Genomic DNA, 23,398 nt, shown 5'->3' with positions numbered 1-23,398 from the left:
GCCGCGGCGCCCGCCCGCGTGTTGTCCGGAATGACGCGATCAAGCGTCAGTGATGCTTGATCAATGCGTCGCGCGCGGCGGCGAGTTCGAGGAACGCCGCGCCGTTGCCGCCGCCGTCGGGATGCACCGTCTTGGCGGCGCGCTTGAACGCCTGCTGGACTTCGGTCACCGCAAGGTGGCGGCCGAACGGCAGGCCGAGCAATTGCCGGTAGCGCTCGTCTTGCGTCAGCGCCTTCGGCGTCAGGCCGCGACGACCGAACTGCGGCGCGGACAGCATGTGCAGCGCATCGCTGACGATGCCGAGGCGGCGCTGCGCCATCGACTTGGTGCGGCGGTCGGCCGATTTAATCGCCGCCTGGCGCAGGATCGGCAGCACCTGTGCGGCCGCATGCCGCAGCGTCTCGTCGATGTCGGTCGCGGCGATCTCGGCGACCATTTTGGCCATCTCGCGATAGTCGGGATCCGGCGCCGCGCAGAAGCGCTCGATCGCAACTTTCCAGTGTCTGATATGCGGGTCCATGATCGGTCCGTACTGTCATCCGAATCCGGATAACAGCAACGCGCAAACGCGGCTTGGCGTTTCGGTTGGCGCAGTTTTGAATAGTGTTGTCGACAACGCTCACAAATCAGAAACGAGGAAACGCCATGGCCCTTCTCGACAATCACATCGCCGTCATCACCGGTGCAGGCTCGGGGATCGGGCGCGCCATCGCATTGGGTTACGGCCGCGAAGGTGCGCGCGTGGTGCTGCTCGACATGAACGGCGATGCGGCGGCGGAAGCGGCCAGGGAGATTCGCGACGCCGGCGGCAAGGCGGAGAGCTTTGCGCTCGACGTCACCGATCGCGACGCCTGTATCGCGATGGCGAAGCAGGTGGCCGACAAGGTCGGAGCGGTCTCGATCCTGGTCAACAACGCCGGCATCGCGCGCCGCAACGGCATGCTCGGCACCGATGAGGCCGTGATCAAGGACTGGGAAGACATCATCTCGATCAATCTCACCGGCGTCTTCAACGTGACGCATTCCTTCCTCGCGCCGCTGCGCAAGAACAAGGGGCGCATCGTCAATATCGGTTCGATCCAGTCCTTCGTGCATCTGCGCACGCCGAGTTCGCCGGCCTACACCGCCTCCAAGCACGGCGTGCTCGGCTTCACCAAGGCGCTCGCCGCCGAGCTCGGCAAGGACGGCGTGCGCGTCAACGCGATCGGCCCCGGCTTCATCGAGACGCCGCTGAACGAGAAGGTGCGCGCGACCAATCCCGACCTCGTGAAAGTCTTCATGGACCACACTCCGCTCGGCCGCGCCGGCAAGCCGGAAGACATCGTCGGTCCCGCGATCTTCCTCGCCTCGGACCTGTCGGCCTATGTCTCGGGATCGATCGTGATGGTGGACGGCGGCTACCGCACATTGTGACCGATGGAACCGCAATCGTGGCGATTTCTGGGTATTTTGCTTACAGAGCAGGGAGTTAGCGGCGCGTTAAGGGCTTGTTAACCAAACCGGCACACCGTGGATCTACGGGGTAGTTGGTTCTCGATGTCTTCGCTTCATCGACGAGGCGGGCGTTGATCGGGAGGAGTTCATGTCTTACGCATCCACCGTACCTTCGCCGGAAGCACTGCTGCCGTCGCTGGCTCCAAATCAAATTGTCCCACTGCTGATCGGCGCAACCGTCGATGAAGTCGAGCGGGAACTGGTGCTGCAAACGCTCGCACGCTGCGACGGCAACCGCACCCGCGCTGCGCGGGTGCTCGGACTGTCGGTCCGGACGTTGCGGAACAAGATCCGCGAATATTCGGCCGAAGGCATCGACGTGCCGCTGAGCGAGCACGCCGCGGCCTAACACACTAAGGCGCGATGAGATCACGAATCGTCATCGCGCTTTATTTTCTTGGTTGGGAATGGTCTTCGCGCGAGCGCCTGGCGTTTGCCGCAAGGGAAAGCGGCTTCGCGCGTTTCAAGATCATCTTCTAGATCGGCAGGTCGATCGCAAGGCGCCGCCAGCGCGTCAGCAACTCGCTGGCGTCCTCGCCGAGACAACGTGCGAGACGCACGTCGGCCGCCGCAGATTGTTGCAGCATCTGCGCGACCAGAGCCGTCGCATAATCCCAATAGTCGCGGCGTCCATGCGGATCGTCATCGACGAGAGATTTGGCCAGGATCTCGATATAAATCGCCCTGACCGCTTCTTGCCAGAGTTCACCGACGCGCATCTCCACAAGGCGCGCGCCGGCCCGCGCCTTCCACATCAGCCAGTAGCTTTCCTCGCCAGCTGCCCAATCCGATGACGGCAGTGACGAATCGAGACATGGCGAGCGACACGCTATTGGCCGCATCGTGCGCGTGTCGCTGAAGACTGAATAGCCGAGCTTGTCGTACCAGCCGACGCGGAGCAGTCTGCGGATCTCGGCCTGCTCATCCGCCCCGAGTTGCTGCCTGCCGGTTCGTCCGAGATCATCGATGATCGCGCCGAGGCGATCGCGATCGTACGGCTCGACCTCGAGCACCACGCCGATATTGCGCGGAAACAGCGCATCGAGCATGGCGACCATCTCGCGGTAGAACGCGCGCGCCAGCCCGCCGCCACGCCACGCTTTTGCGACGCCGACGTAGTTGCAGTAGATCAGATCGCTTGCGTGATCATAGGTGAAGAAGCCGAGCCCGATCGCGCGCCCGGCGGCGCGCAGGATGAAGCAGCGCGAGTCGAGACGATAGGACATCTGGCGGCCGCCGACGCTGAATTGTCTGATCTCGCCGACATCATCCGACAGCAGCCAGCGCACGATGTCGTCGGGGCTGTCGCGCTCGCTCGCGGGAAACAGCTCCTCGTAGAGGTCGAGCACGCCGGTGCTGCGAAAGGCCGCTTCGTCGAGCACATCGTGCCGCGTCACGACGATGTCGAGCGGTTGCGATGCTTCGCCGTAGCTGCCGACCAGAACCCGCAACACGTCCTCCGTTGTCATAATGCCCATGGAATTATGACTGTTGATCGATTGCATCGGTGCCGATGGGCAGAATTGAAGCTGTCGTCCAACCTCTGTTACAAGCGGCTTCAAATCGCGACGGAGTATATCAGTGGCTGACGAGACAATTTCCCGCCAGGGGGCACGAGGTGCGCAGGGACCGCAGGGCCGTCAGGGCGAGCCGGGAAAGCCCGGACCACAGGGGCACCCGGGACGGCCGGGGCCGGAAGGTGCGCGCGGCAAGCCAGGCCCCGAGGGCAAGGCTGGAGCGGTTGGAAAGGCAGGTCCGCAGGGCAAGCCGGGGGCGCAAGGCAAGGCTGGCGTGCAGGGTCCGCGCGGCGAAGCCGGTCCTCAGGGACCGCAGGGGCCGGCCGGCCCGCGTGGTGAAGCCGGCCCGCCCGGCCAACTGCCGTCGATCGAGCAGGTGATGCCGTGGCTGCACATGATCTTCGACGCCTGGGAAGACTACAAGCGCATCAAGGAGCGTGAGGCCGCGGAGCTCGCCGAGCACGATGCCGCCGAGCGTGCCGCAGCGGAGGCGATCGCGCTTGACGTCGACGCAGTCGATTTCGCTGAGGATGACGACGAAGACGACGATCACAAGAAAAAGAAGAAGCACCGCAAGAAGGACAAGAAGTAAGCCTTCTTTCATTGCGACGACACGGCCAGCCATGTCCGGGTCGCGCGAAGCTTACCGCTCGGTCCCGGGTTTGGCCGGAGGATCGGAGGGCCGGCCGAGCTGCATGAGCTGAAAGACCCAGCGCATCGCGTAGTACCAGGCCACACCCGCGAACGCGCCGCACGCCGACAGGATGATGACGTTGGCGAGGTCGATCGTGCCGCTCGACCACAGCATGCCGCAAGTCCAGAGCACGGCGAACGCAATCGAACAGAATGTGAGCAGGGCGGCAGGCTTCATGGCGTTGCTCCGGATCGGGCGGACGGCAATGATGCCCCGGGAGGGAAGCGCCGTACCGTGACCTGCATCACGGAATGCCCTGACCTCAGCCGAACCGCAGGCGCGAACGCTCCCTCGCCTTCTCCGCCTCGACCTCGCGATCGCGCGCCGGCGCCGCGGTCTGCAACGAGATCAGAAGCTTGCGCGCGGCGTCCGAGACCTCGGTCACGGCAAGGTTGAAGGCGGCCTCATTGGACTGCGACGGCTTGTTGAAGCCGGACAATTTGCGCACGAACTGCAGCGCCGAGGCGTGGATCTCATCCTCGGTGGCGGGCGGCTCGAAGTTGAACAGCGTCTTGATATTGCGGCACATGTCGGTCTCCCCTCGCCCGCAGGGGCGGGCGGCTGTCTCAAAGACGATCGGCTGCTGCAAAATACGACATCGTGGTCTATTCTGGCAGCCCCATCGTCCACGGCGGGAGCGAGGTTCCGGATGAGCCACGTGATCTACAAGGTGGTCCAGCACGACGGCGGCTGGGCCTATACCGTCAACGGGGTGTTCTCGGAACCGTTTCCAACCCATGCCGCGGCGCTTGCCGCCGCCCGCCGCGCCGCCAATGAACAGCGTGTTCCCGGACGCACCGAGGCGATCCAGTACGAAACGTCGGACGGCAAATGGCTGACCGAGACCGCCTCCGGCAACGATCGCCCGGAGACCGAGGTCGAGGACGGCCGCTAGGTGGTGTGGACACTTATCGTGTCCATAGGACGATTGCAGCGAGAGTGACGACGGCTCGGTAATTTCGGGCTGTCTTTTCGAAGCGCGTTGCGACGCGGCGGAACTGCTTGAGTTTGCTGAAGCAGCATTCGACGAGATGCCGCTGGGCATAGAGATGCTTGTCGAGCGGATGCTTGAGTGCACGTGACGGGTTGTTGGGGATGACGGCGAGCGCGCCCTTGGCCGCGATGGCTTGGCGCAAGTGATCGGCGTCATAGGCCGTATCGGCCATGACCACCTCGGCGGGCAATCCCTCAATCAAGGTGGCGGCTTGCGGTGCATCGCCCTTCTGGCCCGCGGTGAGCGTGAACCGCACGGGGCATCCCAAACCTCGGACGGCCATATGTATCTTGGTGCTCAAGCCGCCGCGCGAGCGGCCGATCGCCTGATCTTCAGACCCCCTTTTTTCGCCCCGGCGGCGTGCTGATGCGCCCGGACGATGGTGGAATCGACGATCAGATATTCGAAGTCCGGATCATCGGACATCGCCTCGAAGATCCGCAACCAGACACCCTTGGTGCTCCATCGACTGAAGCGCCGGAACACGCTGTTCCAATCCCCAAACGCCTCCGGAAGATCACGCCAGGGAGAGCCGGTGCGAACGATCCAGAGCACCCCTTCCACGAACATCCGGTTGTCGCGTCCGGTCGAACCCTTCTGGTCAGGCCGGCCGATGATGAGCGGCGCCATGCGCTCCCAAGCCGCGTCGCTCAACACCAAACGATCCATCACACCCAAGGCCGCCTCCCAAAACAAGCCTTGAATCTGATTTGCCCTCAAAAGGGAATCCTTAGAGTCCACACCGCCTAGAGCATGATCCGGAAAAGTGGAAACCGGTTTTCCGAAAAGATCATGCTCAAACAAAGAGATGAGAGCGCGATGAGTTTTGGTTGAATCGGCTTGGTGCGGTCTTGCTTCACCTCTCCCCGACGGGGAGAGGTCGGATTGCGAAGCAATCCGGGTGAAGGCTCTTGCTCTCTCGATAGACCGTAACCCCTCACCCGATTTGCTGCGCAAATCGACCTCTCCCAAGGGAGAGGTGAACTTTTGACGCCGTTCCAGCTCAACCCAATCTCATCAGGCTTTAGTCCGGCCGCGGCTTCAGAACGGAACCTGCACGCCGAGCCGATCGAAGAAGGCCCGCCCGCGATCGGTGACCCGCAGCGCGCGTGGAATCCGGTGCGGCGCAACGCCGCGCATCTCGACCAGCCGTGTGAGCACGGCATTGGCAAACGGACCCGCGAGATGCGGCACCCGCTCGGTCCAGTCATTGCAGAGCCTGAGATGCGGCTGCCGCGCCGGATCGAAGTCGATCTCTTCGGCACGGCACCAGGCCAGCCCCTGCTCGGTCACCCGGCCAACGCGGCCGTCGATGATGACGAGGCGGCGGCGGATCAGCGCATTCGACAGCAGCACGCCGAGCTGCCCGGCGAGGTGATGGTAGCAGGTGCGCGATTGCCTGAGCTGCTCGGCCGGCATCGCACGCCGGCGCCCGGCAGTGCCCTTGGCCGCGAGATCGACGAGGTTCTCGATCAGCGCCGCGACGTCGTCGTCCCTGATCCGGTAATATCTGAACCGGCCCTGCGCCCACACCAACAGCACGCGCGCGTCGACCAGCTTCTGCAGATGCGCGCTGGCGCCTTGCGGCGAAATGCCGGCGACCGCGGCGAGCTCGCCCGCGGGCAGTGCCTTGCCGTCGGCCAGCGCGCTGACCATGGCCTCGCGCACCGGATCGCCCAATGCCTCGGCGATCCGCGAAAATCCCGTCTGCACCGGTTGGGATGATCCCACCGCACCGTCCTCCAGTTCACGCTGGAACCGTCCTACGCGCATTCGCAACATCGCGAAACTCATTTCAGATTTTCCTGAAACGTCGCGACGGCCGCCTCCGCTCAAATCGGCTTCAGTCAACGAAACACAAGGGAACAATCATGACAGCAGGCAATAGCGACGCGGAACGCATCTACAGGCTTTGGGACGAAGCCCTCGGCAACAAGGACCTCGAGGCGGCACTGGCGCTCTACGCGCAAGACGCCTCGATCGAGAGCCCGCTGGTGCAGCATTTGATGCAGAGCAAGGACGGCATCGTCCAGGGCCGCAACGCGCTGCGCGAATTCGTCACACGCGTGTTCCGCACCAACCCGCCGCAGCGGCGGCGCTTCAAGCAGGGCTTCTTCAGCGACGGCAAAATTCTTACCTGGGAATATCCGCGCCAGTCTCCGGACGGCGACCAGATGGATCTCGTCGAGGTCATGGAGATCAGGGACGGCCTGATCCAGCGCCACCGGGTCTATTGGGGTTGGTATGCACTGAACGTACTGAAGGCGAGCTAGCGGGACACATCTTCGCCAGCCGCGCGGCGCAGCTCTCGGACAACGCTTTCCGTCATGCTAGGCTTGCGCCGCCGCGGCTGGACAAACGCGCCGCGCATGGGGAGAAGCACTATGATCCGTTTGTGCGCGGCGCTTCTGGCCGCCCTCGTCTCGATGTCGGTACCGGCCATGGCTGCAGATTATCCCGCGCCGCAAGATGGCGAGTGGATCGCGAGGGACTTCAAGTTTCACAGCGGCGAGGTGATGCCGGAACTGCGGCTGCACTACACCACGGTCGGCGCGCCGACCGGGCAGCCGGTGCTGGTGCTGCACGGTTCCGGCGGCTCCGCCGCCAGCATGCTGACGCCGGCCTTTGCCGGCCAGTTGTTCGGCCCGGGCCAGCCGCTCGACGCATCGAAGTACTACGTCATCATCCCCGACGGCATCGGGCACGGCAAATCGTCGAAGCCGTCTGATGCGATGCGGACGAGCTTTCCGAAATACGACTACAACGACATGGTCGATGCGCAATACCGGCTCGTCACCGAGGGGCTCGGCATCAAGCACCTGCGGCTCGTGATCGGCAACTCGATGGGCGGCATGCACACCTGGATCTGGGGCGTGCGCTATGCGCAGATGATGGATGTCCTGGTGCCGATGGCCTCGCAGCCGACGGCGATGGCGGCGCGCAACTGGATCCTGCGGCGGACGATGTTGGACACGATCCGCAACGATCCCGACTACAATGGCGGCAACTACACCAGCCAGCCGCGGATGATGAAATACGCCATCGCGACCTATCGCTTCGCGAGCGCCGGCGGCACGCTCGGCTACCAGACGCTGGCGCCGACTGCGCCGCAGGCCGACAAGATGGTCGACGACCAGCTGGCGCTGCCGGTCACCGCAGATGCCAATGACTACATCTATCAATGGGAGGCCTCGCACGATTACGACCCGTCGGCGGGAATGGAGAAGATTGAGGCCACCCTGCTCGCGATCAACGCGGCCGACGACGAACGCAATCCGCCGGAGACCGGCGTCACCGAAGCGGCAGTGAAGCGGATCAAGAACGGCAGGATCTATCTGATCCCGGCGAGCACCGAGACGCGCGGGCATCTCACCACCGGCGATGCCAAGTTCTATGCGAAGCAGTTGCAGGAGTTGCTGCAGACCGCGCCGCAGCGGACGATGTAGGTGTCGCGGAGATCAGAGCCGAGATCAAAGCGATGTCGCAAGACCGCTTCCGCAAGATCGCACTGAGTCTCTCCGAGGTGGTCGAAGGCGCGCATCACGGCACCGCCGACTTCCGCGTCGGCACGCGCATCTTCGCAACGCTCGGCTATCCCGACAAGGACTGGGGCGTGGTCAAGCTGACGCCGGAGCAGCAGGCTGTCGTGGTCGAGGCCGAGCCGGAGATCTTCCGGCCGGTGCCGGGCGGCTGGGGCAAGGGCGGCAGCACCAATGTCCGCCTCGCGAAAGCCGACGCAACGACGCTGCGCAGCGCACTGACAATGGCGCGGGACAATATCGCGGCGAAGCCGGCGAAGAAGGCCACGCGCGAAGACGCCGTCCTGAGTGCCATGATCCCGCACTGCATCAAGCAGGACCACACTGCTTCGCTCATTCTTTGAGCATGCATCCCGCACGCGGTTCGTGCCTAATCGCGCAAAAGGTTTTCGCGGAGGAATGCAATGCGAAGGCTCACGCATATCGCAGTGCTCGCGTGGCTCGCGATGAAGGCGGGCGCTGCGCTGGCTTTCGACAACGGCCAATACGACAACGTGCCGCCTGACATCCGCGCCTGGTTCAAGAGCGTGATCGCGCCGAACGGCGTGCCGTGCTGCGATATCTCCGACGGCCATCGCACGAGCTATGATGTTCGCAGCGGCGCCTATTGGGTGCCGATCGAGGGCGAATGGATGATGGTGCCGGAGCGCGCCGTGATCCGCGATCGCGGCAATCCGGTCGGCGAGGCCGTGGTGTGGTACGTGCACCACCGCGGCAACATCATCATCAGCGTGCTTCGTTCCGGCGGACGCGGTCTGAGGCGGTGCCCCCCGCTGCGCAGAGCCCGCGCCCGAGATCGCGCCAATTTGAGACAAATACTCTTTGTTAACCTTACTTTTTAACCAATAATTAAGGATGAGTTTGCGGGCGCAGCGCGGCCCGGCCTAGCGTCCGCACAATGCTCCGTAACCACGGGTTGGTGCGTGCCATGAGCTTTCGAACAAATGGGGCGCTGATTGCGTCCCTTGGTGTTGCAGCGCTGCTGCTCGCGTCCTCGACCGCGACCGATGCGAGATCCGCAGGCGCGGCGCGCGGTACGTTCTCCTCGCACCATCCGGCATTCCGCCATCATGTGCGGGTGCCCGGCATCGTGTTGCCCGGGACGAGCGGATATTACGACGACGCATTGGCGGCTGCTCCGATCGCCGCCGAGGTCCCGCCGCCGGTCTCGAACGACGTTCGTTACACCTACACCCAGGACGTGCCGTGGGACTGGGCGCATCGCTATCCACCGGCCGTGGTGCCGTCGGATCGCCCCTATGTCTCGAGCTGCCCGACCGAGAGCGTCACGGTGCCCGGCCGCAACGGCGACCGCACCGTCAACATCACGCGGTGCTACTGAGAAAGCACGCGACCAGGATCGCGCAAGAAAAAGAGGCCGCCCGCAAGGACGGCCTCTCGTATTTCCGGCGTCGCTCTCCGCGCGCGAAGCAGGCGATCAGGAATCCTCGCCCTTCAGATGGCCGACGTGCTTCTGGGTATAGAGCTCAAGACCAATACGCTTGATCAGGTCGAGCTGGGTCTCGAGGAAGTCGATGTGGTCTTCCTCGTCCTTCATCAGCTGCTCGAACAGGTCGCGGCTGACATAGTCCTTGACGCCGTGGCAGTAGGTCGCCGCCTCCTGGTAGAGCGTGCGGGCGCCGATCTCGGCGGCGAGATCACACTCGATGATCTCCTTGACGTCCTGGCCGATCTTCAGGGGATCGAGCACCTGCAGGTTCGGGAAACCGTCGAGAAACAGGATGCGATCGACGAATTTGTCGGCGTGCTCCATCTCCTCGATGGACTCCTTGCGCCAGACCTTGGCCATCTCCAGGAGGCCCCAATTGTTGAGCATCCGGTAGTGCAGCCAGTACTGGTTGATGGCGGTCAGTTCGCTGCGCAGCCCCTTGTTCAGATAATCGATGACCTTCGGGTCGCCTTGCATGATCCACTCCACCTGTCGCGGCCAAATCGGCCAGCACCGTATTTAGAATGCTTCTAAATCAGATTACCGGAGAGAGCAACCCTTCGCGGAAGCAGCGCGCGGATAATCGGATTTGGGGGATTTGGCGGAGACAGGGCCATCGTGCGGCGCAGGAGAAGCCGATTCGCGTGAAGACAGCACGTCAAGACAAGAAAGCTGAGGCGTCGGGTCGGATTCGAGGCGAACCGGAAATCGCTCTAGCAGGCCGCGAGTGCGAACTCGGCCGGCTCGGCGTCCTCGTTGGCGGCGTGCGGATGGCCGCTATGGGGGCAACCGGAGCAGCAGGCCTTGGCGCAGGGACCAAGCGCCTCGTCGATGATCGCCTTGATGGTGCGCGCGCAGCGGCCGCATTCGGCACTGCAGCCGAGGCAGCCATACACCTGCTTGGCATTTCGGGTCACAGACCCGCCGCCATTCACGGCATTGCGGACATCATGGTCGCTGAGGACGTTACAGGAACAGACAATCATCGGAGAGAGGCAGGGTCCAACGGTGATGCTTGGCAATATGGATATTGTCGGCGCCTGCGCGATGCAAAAGGAAAAAGCGGTTTTTGTAGCAATTCCAAACTGATGCGGGATTCATATTGGAATGAGTCTAAAACGCATCGGGTTCGGGAATACCAAGCCAGGCGGCCTCACGGGCCGATCCGCGCCGCCATCACCACAAACCGCCCCGAGAATCCGCGTCGGCCCGGCACTACAAGCTTGTGCGTTGCAAGATATTCCAAAAGCTGCAAGCATTTGGACGCGAATACGGCAGCGTCGTTCATTGATCATTCAAGCTGAATATGGAACCTTCGGCGTCAGACAGATCGCCAGCGCACGCTGTCACTGCTCCCGTGAGAAAGGTGAGGCCATGAAGAAGACATTGGTGGCGCTTTGCGCCGTTGCCGCTGTGGCGGCTTCGACCGTGGCGGTGCCCGCCCCGGCCCATGCACAACGCGGTGTCGCCGCCGGCGTCGCTGCGGGATTGATCGGTGGTGCCATCGTCGGCGGCGCGATCGCATCGCAGAACCGCTATTACGGTCCGGGCTATGGCTACTACGCACCCGGTCCGGCTTACGTCGCCGAGCCAGGTTACGGCCCCGACTGCTTCTGGCAGCGTCAGCGGTTCTGGGACGGCTACACCTGGCGCGTTCGCAGCGTCCGCGTTTGCGATTGATCCCGTTCATCTCGATTAAATCGAACCAGATGTCCCGGAAAACCGACTGTTTCTCCGGGACCTCTGCTGTCGAAGGCCAGAAAAAACCGCTTTTCTGCGCGATCAGCCTGCGGACGTTTACTTTCGGTTGACTGTTCTGCGCTGTTTAGCAAGACAGCAGTTCGAGATCAGCGTGCGAGTCACCTAAACCCGGCGTCGAGCCACGACGCCACCACCTTCCAGGAGAGCCAAAGACATGAAGAAGACTTTAGCTGCCCTTGTCGCCGTTACCACGATTGCCGGTTCGCTGGCCGTTGCTCCGGCTGCCAAGGCTGGTGACGGCGGCGCCGTCGCGGCCGGCGTTGCCGGCGGCCTGATCGGCGGCGCCCTGCTCGGCGGCGCGATTGCAGGCGCCCGCCCCGCTCCGGTCTATGTTGCACCGGCCCCGACCTATGTCGAAGAAGCTCCGTGCCGCTGGGTTCGTGAGCGCTTCTGGGACGGCTACGGCTGGCGCTTCCGTCGCATCCAGGTTTGCGACTGATCGACCAACACGTGATCTGCATCACCCTCGAAAACCCGGCTTCGCGGCCGGGTTTTTCTTTTCTACTGCGAAACAATCCTGGCAGTCGTTCTTAAGGCTCTTTGTTTGCGCATGATCTTTTCGGAAAACCGCTTCGTACTTTTCCGGATCATGCCCTAGCGCTGTCCGTTCATCGCGCGCAGCACCGCCTCGCTCGGCCAGCAATCGACCTTCAGCCCGGCCTGCTTCTGGTAGGCGCCGAGCGCCGCGCGGGTCTGCATCCCGGCCTTGCCGTCGAGCTTGTCCTTGTAGAGGCCGATCTTCGTCAGCTGCTGCTGCATCGCCTCGACATCGGCCGAGCGCAGCTGCTTCGACGCCGACCACGGCGTCGCGAACGGCTGCGGGCTCGTCATGCGGTCGGCGAGATGGCCGACGAACAGCACGTAGAGATCGGAGAAATTGTACTCCTTGATCACGAAGTAGTTCGGCGTGGTCAGGAAGGCCGGACCGTAGATGCCTTCCGGCTGCAGCAGCGAGGCCGATTGCGCCTGCTCGGTGGCGTTGAGCTTTTGCCCGCGCACCGGCACGAAGCCGGCGCGCAGCCACTGGCTGATCGGCTTTGTCACCTCGGGCACGCCCATCGTGCAGTCGGCATTGGACGGCGCCGTGACCTCGTAGGCCCAGCGCACGCCGGGCTGCCAGCCCTTGTTGACCAGCTGCTGCGCCGCGGAAGCGAGCGCGTCGGGCACCGAGTGCCAGATGTCGACCTTGCCGTCGCCGTCGAGATCGACGCCGTGCTTGTAATACTCCGACGGCAGGAACTGGGTGTAGCCGGTCGCGCCCGCCCAGGAGGAGGTCATCTCCTTGCGCGTCACGGCGCCCTCGCCGAGGATCTTCAGCGCGAGGATGAACTCGTTGCGGTACTGATCCTTGCGGCGGCCGACATAGGCCTGCGTCGCCACCACGCGCAGCGTGTCGTAGGGCAGCGCATAGCGGCCATAGTCGGTCTCGCGGCCCCAGATCGCCAGCACGATGGGGGCCGGAACGCCGAACCGTCTCTCGATCGCATCGAGCGCCGGACGATACTTCTGCAACAGCCGCTGCCCCTCCGCGGCAAGCCGCGTGATCGAGGCTTCCTTGATGTAGTCGGCCGGCACCTGCACGAACTCGGCCTGCGCCGGCGCGCCGGTCTTGGGACGTCCGGGCAAGATCAGGTCGGGCAGCTTGTAGTCGGGCTCGAGGGAGCGCGTCTCGCGCTCGAAGGTCGCGCGCGACACGCCGGCCGCCTGGACCTCCGGCCATAGCGAGGCGATGAACTGGGTGAAGGCAGCGTCGGCCGCGCGCGCAGGCGAGACGACGGATGAGGATGCAAGCAGAAGCCCGAAGGCAAGCGCGCGGAGGAATGCCAAATGCAACAACCTGTTCACGCAGCGGTCCAATGGGCGCGCCATCCGGCGGACACCCGCGATATCCAGTGTCGTGAGCCTTATCACGACACTGGATTGCTGTGAACCTTCTCGCAGGCGCGCTAATGCCCCGCCTGCTGCTTGGCGCCCTCGATCGAGTCGTTCGACAGCTTGTCGACGATGGCGATGCCGATGGCCGACAGGATGAAGACGCAGTGGATGATGGTCTGCCACATCACGCCGGTCTCGGTGTAGTTGCCCTTGCCCGACGACAGCGCGCCGGCCTCGATGAAGGTGCGCAGCAGATGGATCGAGGAGATGCCGATGATCGCCATCGCCAGCTTGATCTTCAAGACGCTGGCGTTGACGTGGCTGAGCCATTCCGGCTCGTCGGGATGGCCCTGCAGGTTGAGGCGCGAGACGAAGGTCTCGTAACCGCCGACGATCACCATCACCAGCAGGTTCGAGATCATGACGACGTCGATCAGGCCGAGGACGGCCAGCATGATCTGCTGCTCGCTGAAATCGAAGGCATGGGCGAACAGGTGCCAGAGCTCTTTCAAGAAGAGCACGACATAGACGCCCTGGGCGATGATCAGGCCGACATAGAGCGGCAATTGCAGCCAGCGCGATCCGAAGATCAGCATGGGAACGGGACGCAGCGACCGGCCCTTGAGCGGAGCGCGCGCCTCGGAAAGTGCGGACATGTTGGAGTGCTCGCAGGATTCGATTTGCGGGAGCGCTCTATCTACGCAATCCCGCGCGCTTGAAAAGCGACAACAGGCCGCAGATTGCGCCGCGCTGCCGTCACGATCTTGCAAATAAGGAACCGTCGAACGCGGCACGATTGCGGCGCTCGACCGAACCGATCACCGCGTCAGCTTCTTGTACTTCACGCGGTGCGGGATGATGCTGTCCTGGCCGAGCCGGCGCATCTTGTCCTTTTCGTAATCCTGGAAGTTGCCCTCGAACCACTCGACATGGCTGTCGCCCTCGAAGGCCAGGATGTGGGTCGCGATGCGATCGAGGAACCAGCGATCGTGGCTGATGATGACGGCGCAACCGGCGAAATCCTCCAGCGCCTCTTCCAGCGCGCGCAACGTGTCGACGTCGAGGTCGTTGGTCGGTTCGTCGAGCAGCAGCACGTTGGCGCCCGACTTCAGCATCTTGGCGAGATGCACGCGGTTGCGTTCACCGCCGGACAGCGCGCCGACCTTCTTCTGCTGGTCGGCGCCCTTGAAGTTGAACGCCGAGCAATAGCCGCGTGAATTGACTTCCTTCTTGCCGAGCAGGATCAGTTCGTTACCGCCGGAGATCTCCTCCCACACCGTCTTGTTGCCCTCGAGCGCATCGCGCGACTGGTCGACATAGCCGAGATGCACGGTCTCGCCGACCGTGATGGTGCCCTTGTCAGGCGTCTCCTGCTTGGTGATCATCTTGAACAGCGTGGTCTTGCCGGCGCCGTTCGCGCCGATCACGCCGACGATGCCGCCGGGCGGCAGCTTGAAGGTGAGATCGTCGATCAAGAGCCGATCGGCAAAGCCCTTGCTGAGGCCCTCGAAGTCGACGACGTTGGCGCCGAGCCGCTCGGCGACCGGGATGATGATCTGCGCGGTCTGGGTCTGCTTCTCGCTCGCCTTCTTGAGCAGATCCTCGTAGCGCTGGTAGCGCGCCTTCGACTTGGCCTGGCGGGCCTTCGGCGACGACGCCACCCATTCCTGCTCGCGGGCCAGCGTCTTCTGGTGAGCTGCGTCCTCGCGGCCCTCCTGCTCGAGCCGCTTCTGCTTCTGCACCAGCCAGGACGAGTAATTGCCCTCGTAGGGAATGCCGCGGCCGCGGTCGAGCTCGAGGATCCAGCCGGTGACGTTGTCGAGGAAGTAGCGATCGTGGGTCACGATCAGGATCGCGCCGGGATAGTTGCGCAGATGGCCTTCCAGCCACGACACCGACTCGGCGTCGAGATGGTTGGTCGGTTCGTCGAGCAGCAGCAATTCCGGCTGGTCGAGCAGCAGGCGGCACAGCGCGACGCGGCGGCGTTCGCCGCCCGAAAGCTTGGTGACGTCGGCATCGTCGGGCGGGCAGCGCAGCGCGTCCATCGCCTGGTCGACCTTGCTGTCGAGATCCCACAGGCCCTGGGCCTCGATCTCGTCCTGCAGTTTGGTCATCTCATCGGCGGTCTCGTCCGAGTAGTTGACGGCGAGCTCGTTGTAGCGGTCGAGGATCGCCTTCTGCTTGGCGACGCCCTGCATGACGTTTTCGCGGACCGAGAGCTTGGGGTCGAGATGCGGCTCCTGCTCGAGGTAGCCGACGCGGGCGCCCTCGGCGACCCAGGCCTCGCCGGTATATTCCTTGTCGAGGCCGGCCATGATCTTGAGCAGGGTCGATTTGCCCGAGCCGTTGACGCCGAGCACGCCGATCTTGGCATCCGGGTAGAAGCTCAGATGGATGTTATCGAGCACCTTGCGGGTCGGGTAGCTCTTGGTCAGACCCTGCATGAAATAGATGAACTGGCGAGCCATCCGCTGTCCCTGGAATTGATCCGATTTGTGGAAATTTTGCTGCCGCCGATGTAACGGCCGGCCCCCGAAAGCGCAACCGCGGGGCGTGCGTTTTCCATCCGTTCACCACGTTCCGTCCATTCACCACGGGTGATTACGGGTTCGACACCATGTGTGCGCCGAATCACGACAATTGAAACCATCTTTTAATAAATCAGGCCAAAACTCGTTCTCAACGCTGGAAAACGGCGATTTTCGCGGCAAAACCGCGGCCAAAACAGTTGAGGCCACGTCATGGCTACCATCATTTCAGCACCTCTTTCGCGCCCGGCCAGCAAAGGCGAGGCGACGATGTTCGACGAATTCCGCACCTTCTGGCGGGCCTTCGTTGCCAAGGCCTTCAATCCCTACCGTCCGGAACTGCATTACATGCGCGGCCCGGGCCCGGCCTGCCGCGCCAAGCAGATGGCATTGTCGCCGGCGGTCCGCTCGATGCTTGCAGACATCCGCTCCACGAAGGCGCGGAAGCCGTCCCTGCCGGCATGACGCTCGCCCTTATTTGAAAGCGCGGCCGCTTGCGCGCCCGCCGATTGCGCGCGACCATGACGGGTCTTCCGACGGTTGATCTCCCGCCGTCGCCCTCACCCTGAATGGACCTTTCCGATGACGCGGCTCCGCTGTGCAATCCTCGACGACTATTTCGACATCGCGCTTTCGGTGGCCGACTGGCCAAAGGTCGAGGACCGCGTCGAGGTCACCGTGTTCGACAAGCCGTTCGCAAGCGAGGCGGAGGCCGCGGCGAAGCTCAGGGAATTCGAGATCATCTGCGCGATGCGCGAACGCACCCCGTTCCCGAAGAGCCTGATTGAGGCACTGCCCAAGCTGAAGCTCCTGATCACGTCGGGCATGCGCAACGCCGCGATCGACATGGAGGCAGCCAAGGCGCGCCAGGTGGTGCTGTGCGGCACCCAATATAGCCAGGATCCCACCGCGCCGCTGACCATGGGGCTGATCCTGGAACTGACGCGCGGCATCGGCCGCGAGAATGCACGCATGCACGCCGGCGAGGCGTGGCAGACCTTTGCCGGCACCGAGATCGAGGGCAAGACGCTCGGCGTCATCGGCCTCGGCAAGCTCGGCAGCAAGGTCGCCGGCATGGCCAAGGTGTTCGGCATGAACGTGATCGCCTGGAGCCCCAATTTGACGCCGGAGAAGTGCAAGGAGGCCGGCGTCGGCTACGCCAGCAAGGACGAACTGTTCGCGAACGCCGACATCATCACCATCCACGTCGTGCTCAGCCCGCGCTCGCGCGGACTGGTCGGCGCCGCCGATCTCGCCCGCATGAAGCGGTCGGCCTATCTCGTCAACACCGCGCGCGGGCCGATCGTCGACGAGGACGCCCTGCTCGCGGCGCTGCGCGACAAGACAATCGCGGGCGCCGGCATCGACGTGTTCTCGGTCGAGCCGCTGCCGCCGGATCACCCGCTTCGCAAGCTCGACAATGTCGTGATCACGCCGCATCTCGGCTATGCGACGCGCGAGAGCCTGCAGACGCATTATCAGCAGATGGTCGCGTGCATCGACGCCTTCACCAAGGGCAGCGAGCCGCCGCGGCGGCTGGCCTGACGGAGCCTTCGCGGCGGCGGCTAGCCGAGCCAGCGGAAGGCGCGTTCGAGTTCCGCGCGGCCGTTGCGGTCATACCAACGCCCATGGGCGAGGATGATCCGCTCCGGATTCCACTCGATCATGCGGGCGACGGCCGCCTTCAGCGCGTCACTGTCCTGCGAGAACGACGAGCGCAGATCGGTTGGCATACTGCCGTCGGGATCGCGCACGCCGCCCAGCCAGGTCAGGAACCGCATCAGGGGCGAGCGGACTCGCTTGGCCTCAAAATTCTCGATCAAGTCCGTCAGCAGCAATGTCCGCGACGGCAGATGAAAGAACACGACCTCCGTCATATAGCTGCCCGCCACCGGCAGCGTTGCGATCCACTGATCCCAGGGATAGCCGGATGATTGGTCCAGTGGCTCGCCTTCGACGGTCAGTCGGTCGCCGGCTTGTTGCGTGATCTCGCGCGCGAGGAAGATGCGCGCGTCCGGATAGGCTGCATGCCATTCCGGAATCCACCAGCAATGCAGACGATTCGGACCGATGATCCAATTCGGTACGCCGAGTTCAGTGACTGCGGCCTCGAGTTCAGCCGCCAATGGTGTCGGCGAATGAATGAACAGCCGCCCACCCGGCAGACGAATGATTGTCGCGCGCGTTGGAAACGGCATTTTGAACCAGCGCGGACCAAACCGGATGATCGGACCATCGATGATCCAGATGTCATCGGCGACCGGCTTCAGCGTATTCAGCGGCGGATAGGTCTCGCAGACGTCGTGCATCGCGTTGCCTCGTGGCGGCAACGTCGAGACAGACTGACTCGTTGCAACAAAAAAGGCGCGCTGTTCGCGCGCCTTTTTCAGATTGATTGCCGGCTGGCCTAGCGCACCGTGACCGGCGCGGGCAGCGGCTGCACCGCGGTCGGCTGCGTGCCCGGCAGCGGCGCGGCCTGAGCCTGCGTCGGCGCGGGGGCCATCGGGTTCGGAGGCGGCGCGGCTGAGGCCGTCGCCGTTCCCGGCGGCGGGCCGCCGGGCAGCACCACCACGCGGGTGCCGACCTTGGCGCGGTCGAACAGATCCGAGACGTCCTCGTTCAGCATGCCGATGCACCCTGACGAGACGAACTTGCCGATCGTCGACGGCTGGTTGGTGCCGTGAATGCGGTACACGGTCGAGCCGAGATACATCGCACGGGCGCCGAGCGGATTGCCGGGTCCGCCGGCCATGAAGCGCGGCAGATAGGGCTGGCGCTCGATCATCTCGGTCGGCGGATGCCAATCCGGCCACTCGGCCTTGCGGGTGATCTTCTGCACGCCGGTCCAGGTGAAACCGTCGCGGCCGACGCGGACGCCGTAGCGGACCGCCCGGCCATTGCCCAGGATGTAATAGAGGTAGGTGTTCGCCGTATCGACGACGATCGTGCCGGCCGGCTCCTTGGTCGCGAACGCCACTTCCTGGCGGCGCAGGTTCGGCGCCAGTTGCGCCGGGCCGTTTTCCGGCTGCTCATCCGGCGGCAGCGCTGCGATCTGTACCGGCTTGCCATTGGCATCGACCGGCGCCTGCTGCTGCGGCACGGCTCCGGTGACGCCCTCGGGCGGACGCATGCCGCCGCGGTCGTCGCCATAGGAAACACCGGCGGCCGGAACACCGTTGTCGCGGTTGGCCTGTTGCGCGCCCGGACGATCGCCATAGATCACCGGCGGCGGCCCCATGGGACGGCCATAGCGGGGATCATCGGGCGACATCACGGGGCCGGTCGGCGCACCACGGTCGGAATAGACCGGGGCGTTCATCGGACGGCCATAGCGCGGATCGTCCGGCGACATCACGGGACCGGTCGGCGCGCCACGATCGGAATAGGCCGGCGGACGGCCATAGCGCGGGTCGTTCGGCGACATCACCGGGCCGGGCGGCGGCAGCGAAGCCGAATCCTGCGGCTCGTCGTCATTCAGGGCGTCGAAATCCGGCAGGTTGCCGGGCGGATAGGGCTGAGGCGCTGTCGAATAGGCCGTGCCCTGGGGCGCCGGATAACCCTGCTGCGCATGCGCAAGCGAAGTTCCTGCCACGCCGAGAGCCGCGGCAGCGCAAATCGTCAGAATGCGGTTGATCATCATTGCTCTTGTATAGTCCCCAAGCCACACCGGACCGTTAACGGCCCAATGAAGGAAGATAGCGGCGCATTCAAGACAATTCCGCGAAACCCGGGCTATTCCGGGCACATTGTGAATTCGCATCATTGCTGCGGCAAAGATGTCTCACGACGCGGCAAAGTCCGTCTACGTGGCCAAAGTCATCGATCGCCGGCATTTTGTAACGAACAGTCCCGGGGCGTTGCGATATTCTCGAATCGGCCTGATTCGCGCTTGCGACGCCGGCCTTTTGTGTGGTCACCGCGTTCCCTCGACATCGACACCCTCCCGTAGAAGGGGGAACCCGCGCCCATGCTTCCCGGCCTTCGTTTCCTGTTCGCTGCGATCGTACTGGCGACCTCGCTTCTGGTGTTCGGGTTGGGGGCAGCCTCGCTGTTTCGCGCGGCGCATGAGGAATTCGCCAGCATTCCGGCCCGACGGGCCCCGCCCGAGCCGCAATTCGCACAGCAGCCCGAGGCCCCGCCGGTGCTTGCCATGGTGCGGGTCGACCCGCCCGCTGCGGACAACGTGGCGGACGACAGCCCGGCGCCCCCGCCCGAGCCAGCCGCATCCGAGCCCGCGCCTCGAGCCGAGGCCGCGCCTCCCGCCGAAGCCCCGCCTGCTGCCGAGCCGGAGCAGGTCGCCGCCGTGAAGGCCGATGATCCGCCTCCGCCTGCCCCACCGACGCCGGAAGCCCAGGCCGCGGAGGCCCCGGCGCCGCCAGCCCAATCTGCCGACACTGCGGCACAGGATCCGGCCGCGGATCCTGTGCCCGCATCGCCGCCGACACCGGCTGCCGCCGACGCGGCGCCGGCCGCTGCCGAGCCGGCACCGGCCGCAGCCGAACCCAAGGTCGCCACCGTGGCGGATCCGCCCGCCGCAGCCAGCGAGCCCGCGCCGGCGCCACCCGCCCCGGCAATGACCGCGGCGGAGGAGCCCGCACCGCCGCCGTCACCGGAGGCCATCGCGGCCGCGACCAAAATTGCAACGCTGGGCGGGCCGGAAGTTGTCGTCGAACAGCCGGCGGCGCCGAAGGCCGTTGAGGCGAAGAAGCCGGAGCGCAGCGCGACCAGCAAGCCGGCGCATCGCAAGGAGCGGCGGCGGATCGTCCGCGCGCATCCGGTCCGGCAGATGGTTCAGCAGGTCGATCCGTTCGGTCAGACGACCCTGGTGCCGGTCACCCGACGCTAGAGCTCTTGTTTTGACGCGTTTTCTTCACGCGAACCGGCATCCACTTCGCTCGAAAACGCTCTCGTTCAGGCTGGTCCCGTCGCGATCGGCGGGCCGCTCGCCTGTCCCCATTCCGACCACGAGCCGTCATACAGCGCGGTATCGGTGACACCGATCCGGTAGAGCGCAAGCGTCAGCACGCCGGCCGAGACGCCGGAGCCGCAGCTGGTGATGATCGGCGCGTCGAGCGTCACGCCCGCACCCGCGAACGATTTGCGCAGCTCGTCGAGCGGCTTCATCTCGCCGGTCGCGGCATCGAACAGCTGATTGTAGGGCACGTTGCGGGCGCCCGGGATGTGGCCGGCGCGGATGCCCGGCCGCGGCTCCGGCGCACGGCCCTCGAAGCGATCGGCGGCGCGCGCATCGATCACCTGCTCGGCACGGCTTTCGACATTGGCGATCATCTGCTCGATGCTGCGCACGCGCTTCGGATCATAGCTCGCCTTGAACGTCGCAGGCTTCGGCTTGACCTCGCCGCTCTCGACCGCCCGGCCCTCGGCGCGCCACTTCTTCAATCCGCCGTTGAGAATGCGCACGTTGCGATGGCCGTAGGACAGGAACATCCACCAGGCGCGGGGTGCTGCGACCCAGCCGCCGGCGTCGTAGATCACGACCGTGTCGGCATTGCCGATGCCGAGCGCGCCGATGTCGTGGCCGAACTGCTCGGCGCTCGGAAACATGTGCGGCAGCGGATTGGAATGGTCCGACACCGCATCGACGTCGAAGAACACCGCGCCGGGCAGATGCGCGGCGAGATAATCGTCCTTCGGCAGCGGCAGCACGCCGGGCAGCTTGAAGGTCGCGTCGAGCACCTTGACGTTGGCATCGCCGAGATACGCAGCCAGCCATTCGGTCGAAACGAGCGGATCGTCGTGAGCGGTCATGATTTGATGTCCTTGCAGGCGTGAGGGCCCTTCAGCCCTTCTTCTTCGGCTCCCACGCCTCGATCGGACCGCCGGCCTCGCGCCAGGCGGCAAAGCCGCCGCCCATGTGCGCGACCGGCTTCAGGCCCATGTCCTTCGCGGTCTTGGCGGCAAGCGCCGAGCGCAGGCCGCCGGCGCAGTGGAAGATGAACTTCTTGTCTTCCTGGAAGATCGGCTTGGCGTAGGGGCTGTTCGGATCGATCCAGAACTCGAGCATGCCGCGGGTGCAGGAGAACGCGCCGGGGATCTTGCCGTCGCGCTCGATTTCGCGGGGATCGCGGATGTCGACGATCACGACGTCGTTCTTGCCGATCATGGTGATCGCATCGGCCGCGCTGATGGTCTCGATCTCGGCATTGGCCTCGTCGATCATCACCTTGATGCCGCGGTGGATGTTCTGGGGCATGGGGCTCTCCCTGGCTTTTTGTTGTTGGTCATTCCGGGGCGATGCGGCAGCATCGAACCCGGAATCTCGATCGAATTTCATCAGCTCGAGATTCCGGATCGGTCCTGCGGACCGTCTGGAATGACGCGATTGTTTACCGCACCAGCTCCCGCATCGCGTTCTCCAGACCTTCGATCGTGATCGGATACATGCGCTCGGAGAACAGGCGGCGGATGATGGTGGTCGATTCCGAATAGTCCCAGTGCTTCTGCGCCACCGGATTGAGCCACACCGCATGCGGATAGGTGCGGATGATGCGGTCGAGCCAGACCGAGCCGGCCTCTTCATTAACATGCTCGACCGAGCCGCCGGGAACCATGATCTCGTAAGGCGACATCGAGGCGTCGCCGACGAACACCACCTTGTAGTCGTGCGGGTATTTGTGCAGCACGTCCCAAGTCGGCGTGCGATCGGTGAAGCGCCGCTTGTTCTGCTTCCAGACGCCTTCATAGAGGCAGTTGTGGAAGTAGAAATATTCCATGTGCTTGAATTCGCTCTTGGCGGCCGAGAACAATTCCTCGACCTGCTCGATATGCGAATCCATCGAGCCGCCGATATCGAAGAACACCAGCACCTTGACCGCGTTGCGCCGCTCGGGGCGCATGTGCACGTCGAGATAGCCGTGGTTGGCGGTCTCCTTGATCGTGGTGTCGAGGTCGAGCTCGTCGGGCGCGCCGGTGCGCGCGAACTTGCGCAGCCGCCGCAGCGCAACCTTGATGTTGCGGATGCCGAGCTCGACATTGCCGTCGAGATCCTTGAACTCGCGCTTGTCCCACACCTTCACGGCGCGGTTGTTGCGGTTCTTCTCCTGCCCGATCCGCACGCCCTCGGGATTGTAGCCGTGGGCGCCGAACGGCGAGGTGCCGGCGGTGCCGATCCACTTGCTGCCGCCCTGGTGGCGGCCCTTCTGTTCCTCGAGCCGCTTCTTCAAGGTCTCCATGAGCTTGTCCCAGCCCATGGCCTCGATCTGCTTCTTCTCTTCCTCAGTGAGATATTTCTCGGCGAGCTTCTTCAGCCACTCCTCGGGGATCTCCGCCTTGCCCATGGCGTCGAGCAGGCTCTCGAGCCCCTTGAACACGGTGCCGAACACGCGGTCGAACTTGTCTAGATTGCGCTCGTCCTTCACCAGGGCAGCGCGCGACAAATAGTAGAAGTTCTCGACCGTCTGTTCGGCGAGATCGGCGTCGAGCGCTTCCATCAAGGTCAGATATTCCCGTAGCGTCACGGGGACCTGGGCGTCGCGCAGTGATGTGAAGAACTGCAGGAACATGGTTACTTAAATCGCCCGCCCTG

At 64.2% G+C, this 23,398-nt stretch carries 28 protein-coding genes and 2 pseudogenes; 14 read left to right on the top strand and 16 right to left on the bottom strand.

Translation table 11 applies throughout. The features are described 5' to 3' along the window. Positions 1-46: 46 nt before the first annotated feature. Positions 47-520, bottom strand: a complete 474-nt coding sequence (locus ACVILL_RS23640) for a hypothetical protein (protein ID WP_456731226.1) — start codon at positions 518-520, stop codon at positions 47-49. A 125-nt stretch (positions 521-645) separates the two neighbouring features. Between ACVILL_RS23640 and ACVILL_RS23635 the strand changes: the two genes are divergently transcribed. Both ACVILL_RS23635 and ACVILL_RS23630 read left to right on the top strand, forming a co-directional pair. After that, positions 646-1,413, top strand: a complete 768-nt coding sequence (locus ACVILL_RS23635; RefSeq protein WP_456731225.1) for an SDR family NAD(P)-dependent oxidoreductase — start codon at positions 646-648, stop codon at positions 1,411-1,413. A 169-nt stretch (positions 1,414-1,582) separates the two neighbouring features. Further along, positions 1,583-1,843 carry a helix-turn-helix domain-containing protein gene (locus tag ACVILL_RS23630; protein WP_456731224.1) on the top strand — a complete coding sequence of 87 codons (261 nt, stop codon included), beginning with the start codon at positions 1,583-1,585 and terminating at the stop codon, positions 1,841-1,843. Between the two features lie 127 nt (positions 1,844-1,970). Here the strand turns inward: ACVILL_RS23630 and ACVILL_RS23625 are convergent, their stop codons facing one another. Next, positions 1,971-2,972 (bottom strand): hypothetical protein, encoded by a 1,002-nt coding sequence (locus ACVILL_RS23625; protein ID WP_456731223.1) that lies wholly within the window; start codon positions 2,970-2,972, stop codon positions 1,971-1,973. 103 nt (positions 2,973-3,075) lie between these two features. Here ACVILL_RS23625 and ACVILL_RS23620 point away from each other — a divergent pair, with 103 nt between their 5' ends. Then, a complete protein-coding gene (locus tag ACVILL_RS23620) occupies positions 3,076-3,603 on the top strand; it encodes a collagen-like protein (RefSeq protein ID WP_456731222.1) in 528 nt (175 codons plus the stop codon). Between the two features lie 51 nt (positions 3,604-3,654). Here ACVILL_RS23620 and ACVILL_RS23615 read toward each other — a convergent pair whose 3' ends face one another. Both ACVILL_RS23615 and ACVILL_RS23610 read right to left on the bottom strand, forming a co-directional pair. Continuing rightward, a complete protein-coding gene (locus ACVILL_RS23615; protein WP_456731221.1) occupies positions 3,655-3,882 on the bottom strand; it encodes a hypothetical protein in 228 nt (75 codons plus the stop codon). An 85-nt stretch (positions 3,883-3,967) separates the two neighbouring features. Next, complete coding sequence (locus ACVILL_RS23610; protein ID WP_244066877.1) at positions 3,968-4,234, bottom strand: DUF2277 domain-containing protein; 267 nt, start codon at positions 4,232-4,234, stop codon at positions 3,968-3,970. 120 nt (positions 4,235-4,354) lie between these two features. Between ACVILL_RS23610 and ACVILL_RS23605 the strand changes: the two genes are divergently transcribed. Further along, entirely contained in the window at positions 4,355-4,600 is a 246-nt protein-coding gene (locus ACVILL_RS23605) for a DUF2188 domain-containing protein (protein ID WP_016840968.1), read from the top strand. A gap of 13 nt (positions 4,601-4,613) precedes the next feature. Here the strand turns inward: ACVILL_RS23605 and ACVILL_RS23600 are convergent. Together ACVILL_RS23600 and ACVILL_RS23595 are read right to left on the bottom strand one after the other, a co-directional pair. After that, positions 4,614-5,329 (bottom strand): annotated as a pseudogene (locus ACVILL_RS23600) (IS5 family transposase). A gap of 411 nt (positions 5,330-5,740) precedes the next feature. Continuing rightward, positions 5,741-6,430, bottom strand: a complete 690-nt coding sequence (locus ACVILL_RS23595; protein ID WP_456731220.1) for an ArsR/SmtB family transcription factor — start codon at positions 6,428-6,430, stop codon at positions 5,741-5,743. A gap of 140 nt (positions 6,431-6,570) precedes the next feature. Between ACVILL_RS23595 and ACVILL_RS23590 the strand changes: the two genes are divergently transcribed. From ACVILL_RS23590 to ACVILL_RS23570, 5 genes and pseudogenes are all read left to right on the top strand, one after another. After that, positions 6,571-6,972 (top strand): nuclear transport factor 2 family protein, encoded by a 402-nt coding sequence (locus tag ACVILL_RS23590; protein ID WP_456731219.1) that lies wholly within the window; start codon positions 6,571-6,573, stop codon positions 6,970-6,972. A 111-nt stretch (positions 6,973-7,083) separates the two neighbouring features. Next, on the top strand, positions 7,084-8,145 hold the full coding sequence (locus ACVILL_RS23585; protein WP_456731218.1) for an alpha/beta fold hydrolase: 1,062 nt from the start codon (positions 7,084-7,086) through the stop codon (positions 8,143-8,145). Between the two features lie 32 nt (positions 8,146-8,177). Then, positions 8,178-8,582 (top strand): MmcQ/YjbR family DNA-binding protein, encoded by a 405-nt coding sequence (locus ACVILL_RS23580; protein WP_456731217.1) that lies wholly within the window; start codon positions 8,178-8,180, stop codon positions 8,580-8,582. Positions 8,583-8,642: 60 nt separating this feature from the next. Further along, a pseudogene (locus ACVILL_RS23575) lies at positions 8,643-8,997 on the top strand (hypothetical protein). A gap of 169 nt (positions 8,998-9,166) precedes the next feature. Beyond that, a complete protein-coding gene (locus ACVILL_RS23570; RefSeq protein ID WP_456731216.1) occupies positions 9,167-9,580 on the top strand; it encodes a hypothetical protein in 414 nt (137 codons plus the stop codon). Between the two features lie 96 nt (positions 9,581-9,676). Here ACVILL_RS23570 and bfr read toward each other — a convergent pair whose 3' ends face one another. Then, on the bottom strand, positions 9,677-10,165 hold the full coding sequence (gene bfr / locus ACVILL_RS23565) for a bacterioferritin (RefSeq protein WP_026193251.1): 489 nt from the start codon (positions 10,163-10,165) through the stop codon (positions 9,677-9,679). A 236-nt stretch (positions 10,166-10,401) separates the two neighbouring features. Next, positions 10,402-10,674, bottom strand: coding sequence for a (2Fe-2S)-binding protein (locus ACVILL_RS23560; RefSeq protein ID WP_016843730.1), 273 nt, complete (start codon positions 10,672-10,674; stop codon positions 10,402-10,404). A gap of 388 nt (positions 10,675-11,062) precedes the next feature. Between ACVILL_RS23560 and ACVILL_RS23555 the strand changes: the two genes are divergently transcribed. Beyond that, positions 11,063-11,368 (top strand): hypothetical protein, encoded by a 306-nt coding sequence (locus ACVILL_RS23555; protein WP_456731215.1) that lies wholly within the window; start codon positions 11,063-11,065, stop codon positions 11,366-11,368. A gap of 235 nt (positions 11,369-11,603) precedes the next feature. Next, on the top strand, positions 11,604-11,888 hold the full coding sequence (locus ACVILL_RS23550; protein WP_029084043.1) for a hypothetical protein: 285 nt from the start codon (positions 11,604-11,606) through the stop codon (positions 11,886-11,888). A gap of 155 nt (positions 11,889-12,043) precedes the next feature. Here the strand turns inward: ACVILL_RS23550 and ACVILL_RS23545 are convergent, their stop codons facing one another. From ACVILL_RS23545 to ettA, 3 genes are all read right to left on the bottom strand, one after another. Continuing rightward, on the bottom strand, positions 12,044-13,243 hold the full coding sequence (locus tag ACVILL_RS23545; protein ID WP_456734343.1) for a lytic murein transglycosylase: 1,200 nt from the start codon (positions 13,241-13,243) through the stop codon (positions 12,044-12,046). 152 nt (positions 13,244-13,395) lie between these two features. Then, positions 13,396-13,980, bottom strand: coding sequence for a TIGR00645 family protein (locus tag ACVILL_RS23540; RefSeq protein ID WP_456731214.1), 585 nt, complete (start codon positions 13,978-13,980; stop codon positions 13,396-13,398). A gap of 162 nt (positions 13,981-14,142) precedes the next feature. Then, positions 14,143-15,792, bottom strand: a complete 1,650-nt coding sequence (gene ettA, locus ACVILL_RS23535) for an energy-dependent translational throttle protein EttA (protein ID WP_456731213.1) — start codon at positions 15,790-15,792, stop codon at positions 14,143-14,145. A gap of 273 nt (positions 15,793-16,065) precedes the next feature. Between ettA and ACVILL_RS23530 the strand changes: the two genes are divergently transcribed. Together ACVILL_RS23530 and ACVILL_RS23525 are read left to right on the top strand one after the other, a co-directional pair. After that, positions 16,066-16,317, top strand: coding sequence for a hypothetical protein (locus ACVILL_RS23530; RefSeq protein ID WP_456731212.1), 252 nt, complete (start codon positions 16,066-16,068; stop codon positions 16,315-16,317). Positions 16,318-16,434: 117 nt separating this feature from the next. Then, a complete protein-coding gene (locus tag ACVILL_RS23525) occupies positions 16,435-17,397 on the top strand; it encodes a D-2-hydroxyacid dehydrogenase family protein (protein WP_456731211.1) in 963 nt (320 codons plus the stop codon). 20 nt (positions 17,398-17,417) lie between these two features. Here ACVILL_RS23525 and ACVILL_RS23520 read toward each other — a convergent pair whose 3' ends face one another. Beyond that, complete coding sequence (locus tag ACVILL_RS23520; protein ID WP_456731210.1) at positions 17,418-18,161, bottom strand: DUF4336 domain-containing protein; 744 nt, start codon at positions 18,159-18,161, stop codon at positions 17,418-17,420. 98 nt (positions 18,162-18,259) lie between these two features. After that, positions 18,260-19,489, bottom strand: a complete 1,230-nt coding sequence (locus ACVILL_RS23515) for a L,D-transpeptidase family protein (protein ID WP_456731209.1) — start codon at positions 19,487-19,489, stop codon at positions 18,260-18,262. A 330-nt stretch (positions 19,490-19,819) separates the two neighbouring features. On the opposite strand from ACVILL_RS23515, the gene ACVILL_RS23510 reads away from it, so the two are divergent. Next, entirely contained in the window at positions 19,820-20,698 is an 879-nt protein-coding gene (locus ACVILL_RS23510) for a hypothetical protein (RefSeq protein WP_456731208.1), read from the top strand. Positions 20,699-20,763: 65 nt separating this feature from the next. Here the strand turns inward: ACVILL_RS23510 and sseA are convergent, their stop codons facing one another. From sseA to ACVILL_RS23495, 3 genes are all read right to left on the bottom strand, one after another. Beyond that, complete coding sequence (gene sseA, locus ACVILL_RS23505) at positions 20,764-21,621, bottom strand: 3-mercaptopyruvate sulfurtransferase (RefSeq protein WP_456731207.1); 858 nt, start codon at positions 21,619-21,621, stop codon at positions 20,764-20,766. Positions 21,622-21,652: 31 nt separating this feature from the next. Next, positions 21,653-22,066: a rhodanese-like domain-containing protein gene (locus ACVILL_RS23500; protein WP_050422006.1), complete on the bottom strand. Its 414-nt coding sequence runs from the start codon at positions 22,064-22,066 to the stop codon at positions 21,653-21,655. Positions 22,067-22,199: 133 nt separating this feature from the next. Further along, positions 22,200-23,375: a vWA domain-containing protein gene (locus tag ACVILL_RS23495; RefSeq protein WP_016847779.1), complete on the bottom strand. Its 1,176-nt coding sequence runs from the start codon at positions 23,373-23,375 to the stop codon at positions 22,200-22,202. Positions 23,376-23,398 lie beyond the last annotated feature (23 nt).

This window comes from Bradyrhizobium sp. USDA 3364 (genome assembly GCF_054056355.1).
The sequence above is the reverse complement of the archived record's forward strand: the minus strand, read 5'-3'. Positions and strand labels throughout refer to the sequence as shown.

Coding starts and splice junctions, on each gene's coding strand:
- ACVILL_RS23640 (WP_456731226.1), bottom strand. CDS start 520: ATGGACCCGCATATCAGACACTGGAAAGTTGCGATCGAGCGCTTCTGC.
- ACVILL_RS23635 (WP_456731225.1), top strand. CDS start 646: ATGGCCCTTCTCGACAATCACATCGCCGTCATCACCGGTGCAGGCTCG.
- ACVILL_RS23630 (WP_456731224.1), top strand. CDS start 1,583: ATGTCTTACGCATCCACCGTACCTTCGCCGGAAGCACTGCTGCCGTCG.
- ACVILL_RS23625 (WP_456731223.1), bottom strand. CDS start 2,972: ATGGGCATTATGACAACGGAGGACGTGTTGCGGGTTCTGGTCGGCAGC.
- ACVILL_RS23615 (WP_456731221.1), bottom strand. CDS start 3,882: ATGAAGCCTGCCGCCCTGCTCACATTCTGTTCGATTGCGTTCGCCGTG.
- ACVILL_RS23610 (WP_244066877.1), bottom strand. CDS start 4,234: ATGTGCCGCAATATCAAGACGCTGTTCAACTTCGAGCCGCCCGCCACC.
- ACVILL_RS23605 (WP_016840968.1), top strand. CDS start 4,355: ATGAGCCACGTGATCTACAAGGTGGTCCAGCACGACGGCGGCTGGGCC.
- ACVILL_RS23590 (WP_456731219.1), top strand. CDS start 6,571: ATGACAGCAGGCAATAGCGACGCGGAACGCATCTACAGGCTTTGGGAC.
- ACVILL_RS23585 (WP_456731218.1), top strand. CDS start 7,084: ATGATCCGTTTGTGCGCGGCGCTTCTGGCCGCCCTCGTCTCGATGTCG.
- ACVILL_RS23580 (WP_456731217.1), top strand. CDS start 8,178: ATGTCGCAAGACCGCTTCCGCAAGATCGCACTGAGTCTCTCCGAGGTG.
- ACVILL_RS23570 (WP_456731216.1), top strand. CDS start 9,167: ATGAGCTTTCGAACAAATGGGGCGCTGATTGCGTCCCTTGGTGTTGCA.
- bfr (WP_026193251.1), bottom strand. CDS start 10,165: ATGCAAGGCGACCCGAAGGTCATCGATTATCTGAACAAGGGGCTGCGC.
- ACVILL_RS23560 (WP_016843730.1), bottom strand. CDS start 10,674: ATGATTGTCTGTTCCTGTAACGTCCTCAGCGACCATGATGTCCGCAAT.
- ACVILL_RS23555 (WP_456731215.1), top strand. CDS start 11,063: ATGAAGAAGACATTGGTGGCGCTTTGCGCCGTTGCCGCTGTGGCGGCT.
- ACVILL_RS23550 (WP_029084043.1), top strand. CDS start 11,604: ATGAAGAAGACTTTAGCTGCCCTTGTCGCCGTTACCACGATTGCCGGT.
- ACVILL_RS23540 (WP_456731214.1), bottom strand. CDS start 13,980: ATGTCCGCACTTTCCGAGGCGCGCGCTCCGCTCAAGGGCCGGTCGCTG.
- ettA (WP_456731213.1), bottom strand. CDS start 15,792: ATGGCTCGCCAGTTCATCTATTTCATGCAGGGTCTGACCAAGAGCTAC.
- ACVILL_RS23530 (WP_456731212.1), top strand. CDS start 16,066: ATGGCTACCATCATTTCAGCACCTCTTTCGCGCCCGGCCAGCAAAGGC.
- ACVILL_RS23525 (WP_456731211.1), top strand. CDS start 16,435: ATGACGCGGCTCCGCTGTGCAATCCTCGACGACTATTTCGACATCGCG.
- ACVILL_RS23520 (WP_456731210.1), bottom strand. CDS start 18,161: ATGCACGACGTCTGCGAGACCTATCCGCCGCTGAATACGCTGAAGCCG.
- ACVILL_RS23515 (WP_456731209.1), bottom strand. CDS start 19,489: ATGATCAACCGCATTCTGACGATTTGCGCTGCCGCGGCTCTCGGCGTG.
- ACVILL_RS23510 (WP_456731208.1), top strand. CDS start 19,820: ATGCTTCCCGGCCTTCGTTTCCTGTTCGCTGCGATCGTACTGGCGACC.
- sseA (WP_456731207.1), bottom strand. CDS start 21,621: ATGACCGCTCACGACGATCCGCTCGTTTCGACCGAATGGCTGGCTGCG.
- ACVILL_RS23500 (WP_050422006.1), bottom strand. CDS start 22,066: ATGCCCCAGAACATCCACCGCGGCATCAAGGTGATGATCGACGAGGCC.
- ACVILL_RS23495 (WP_016847779.1), bottom strand. CDS start 23,375: ATGTTCCTGCAGTTCTTCACATCACTGCGCGACGCCCAGGTCCCCGTG.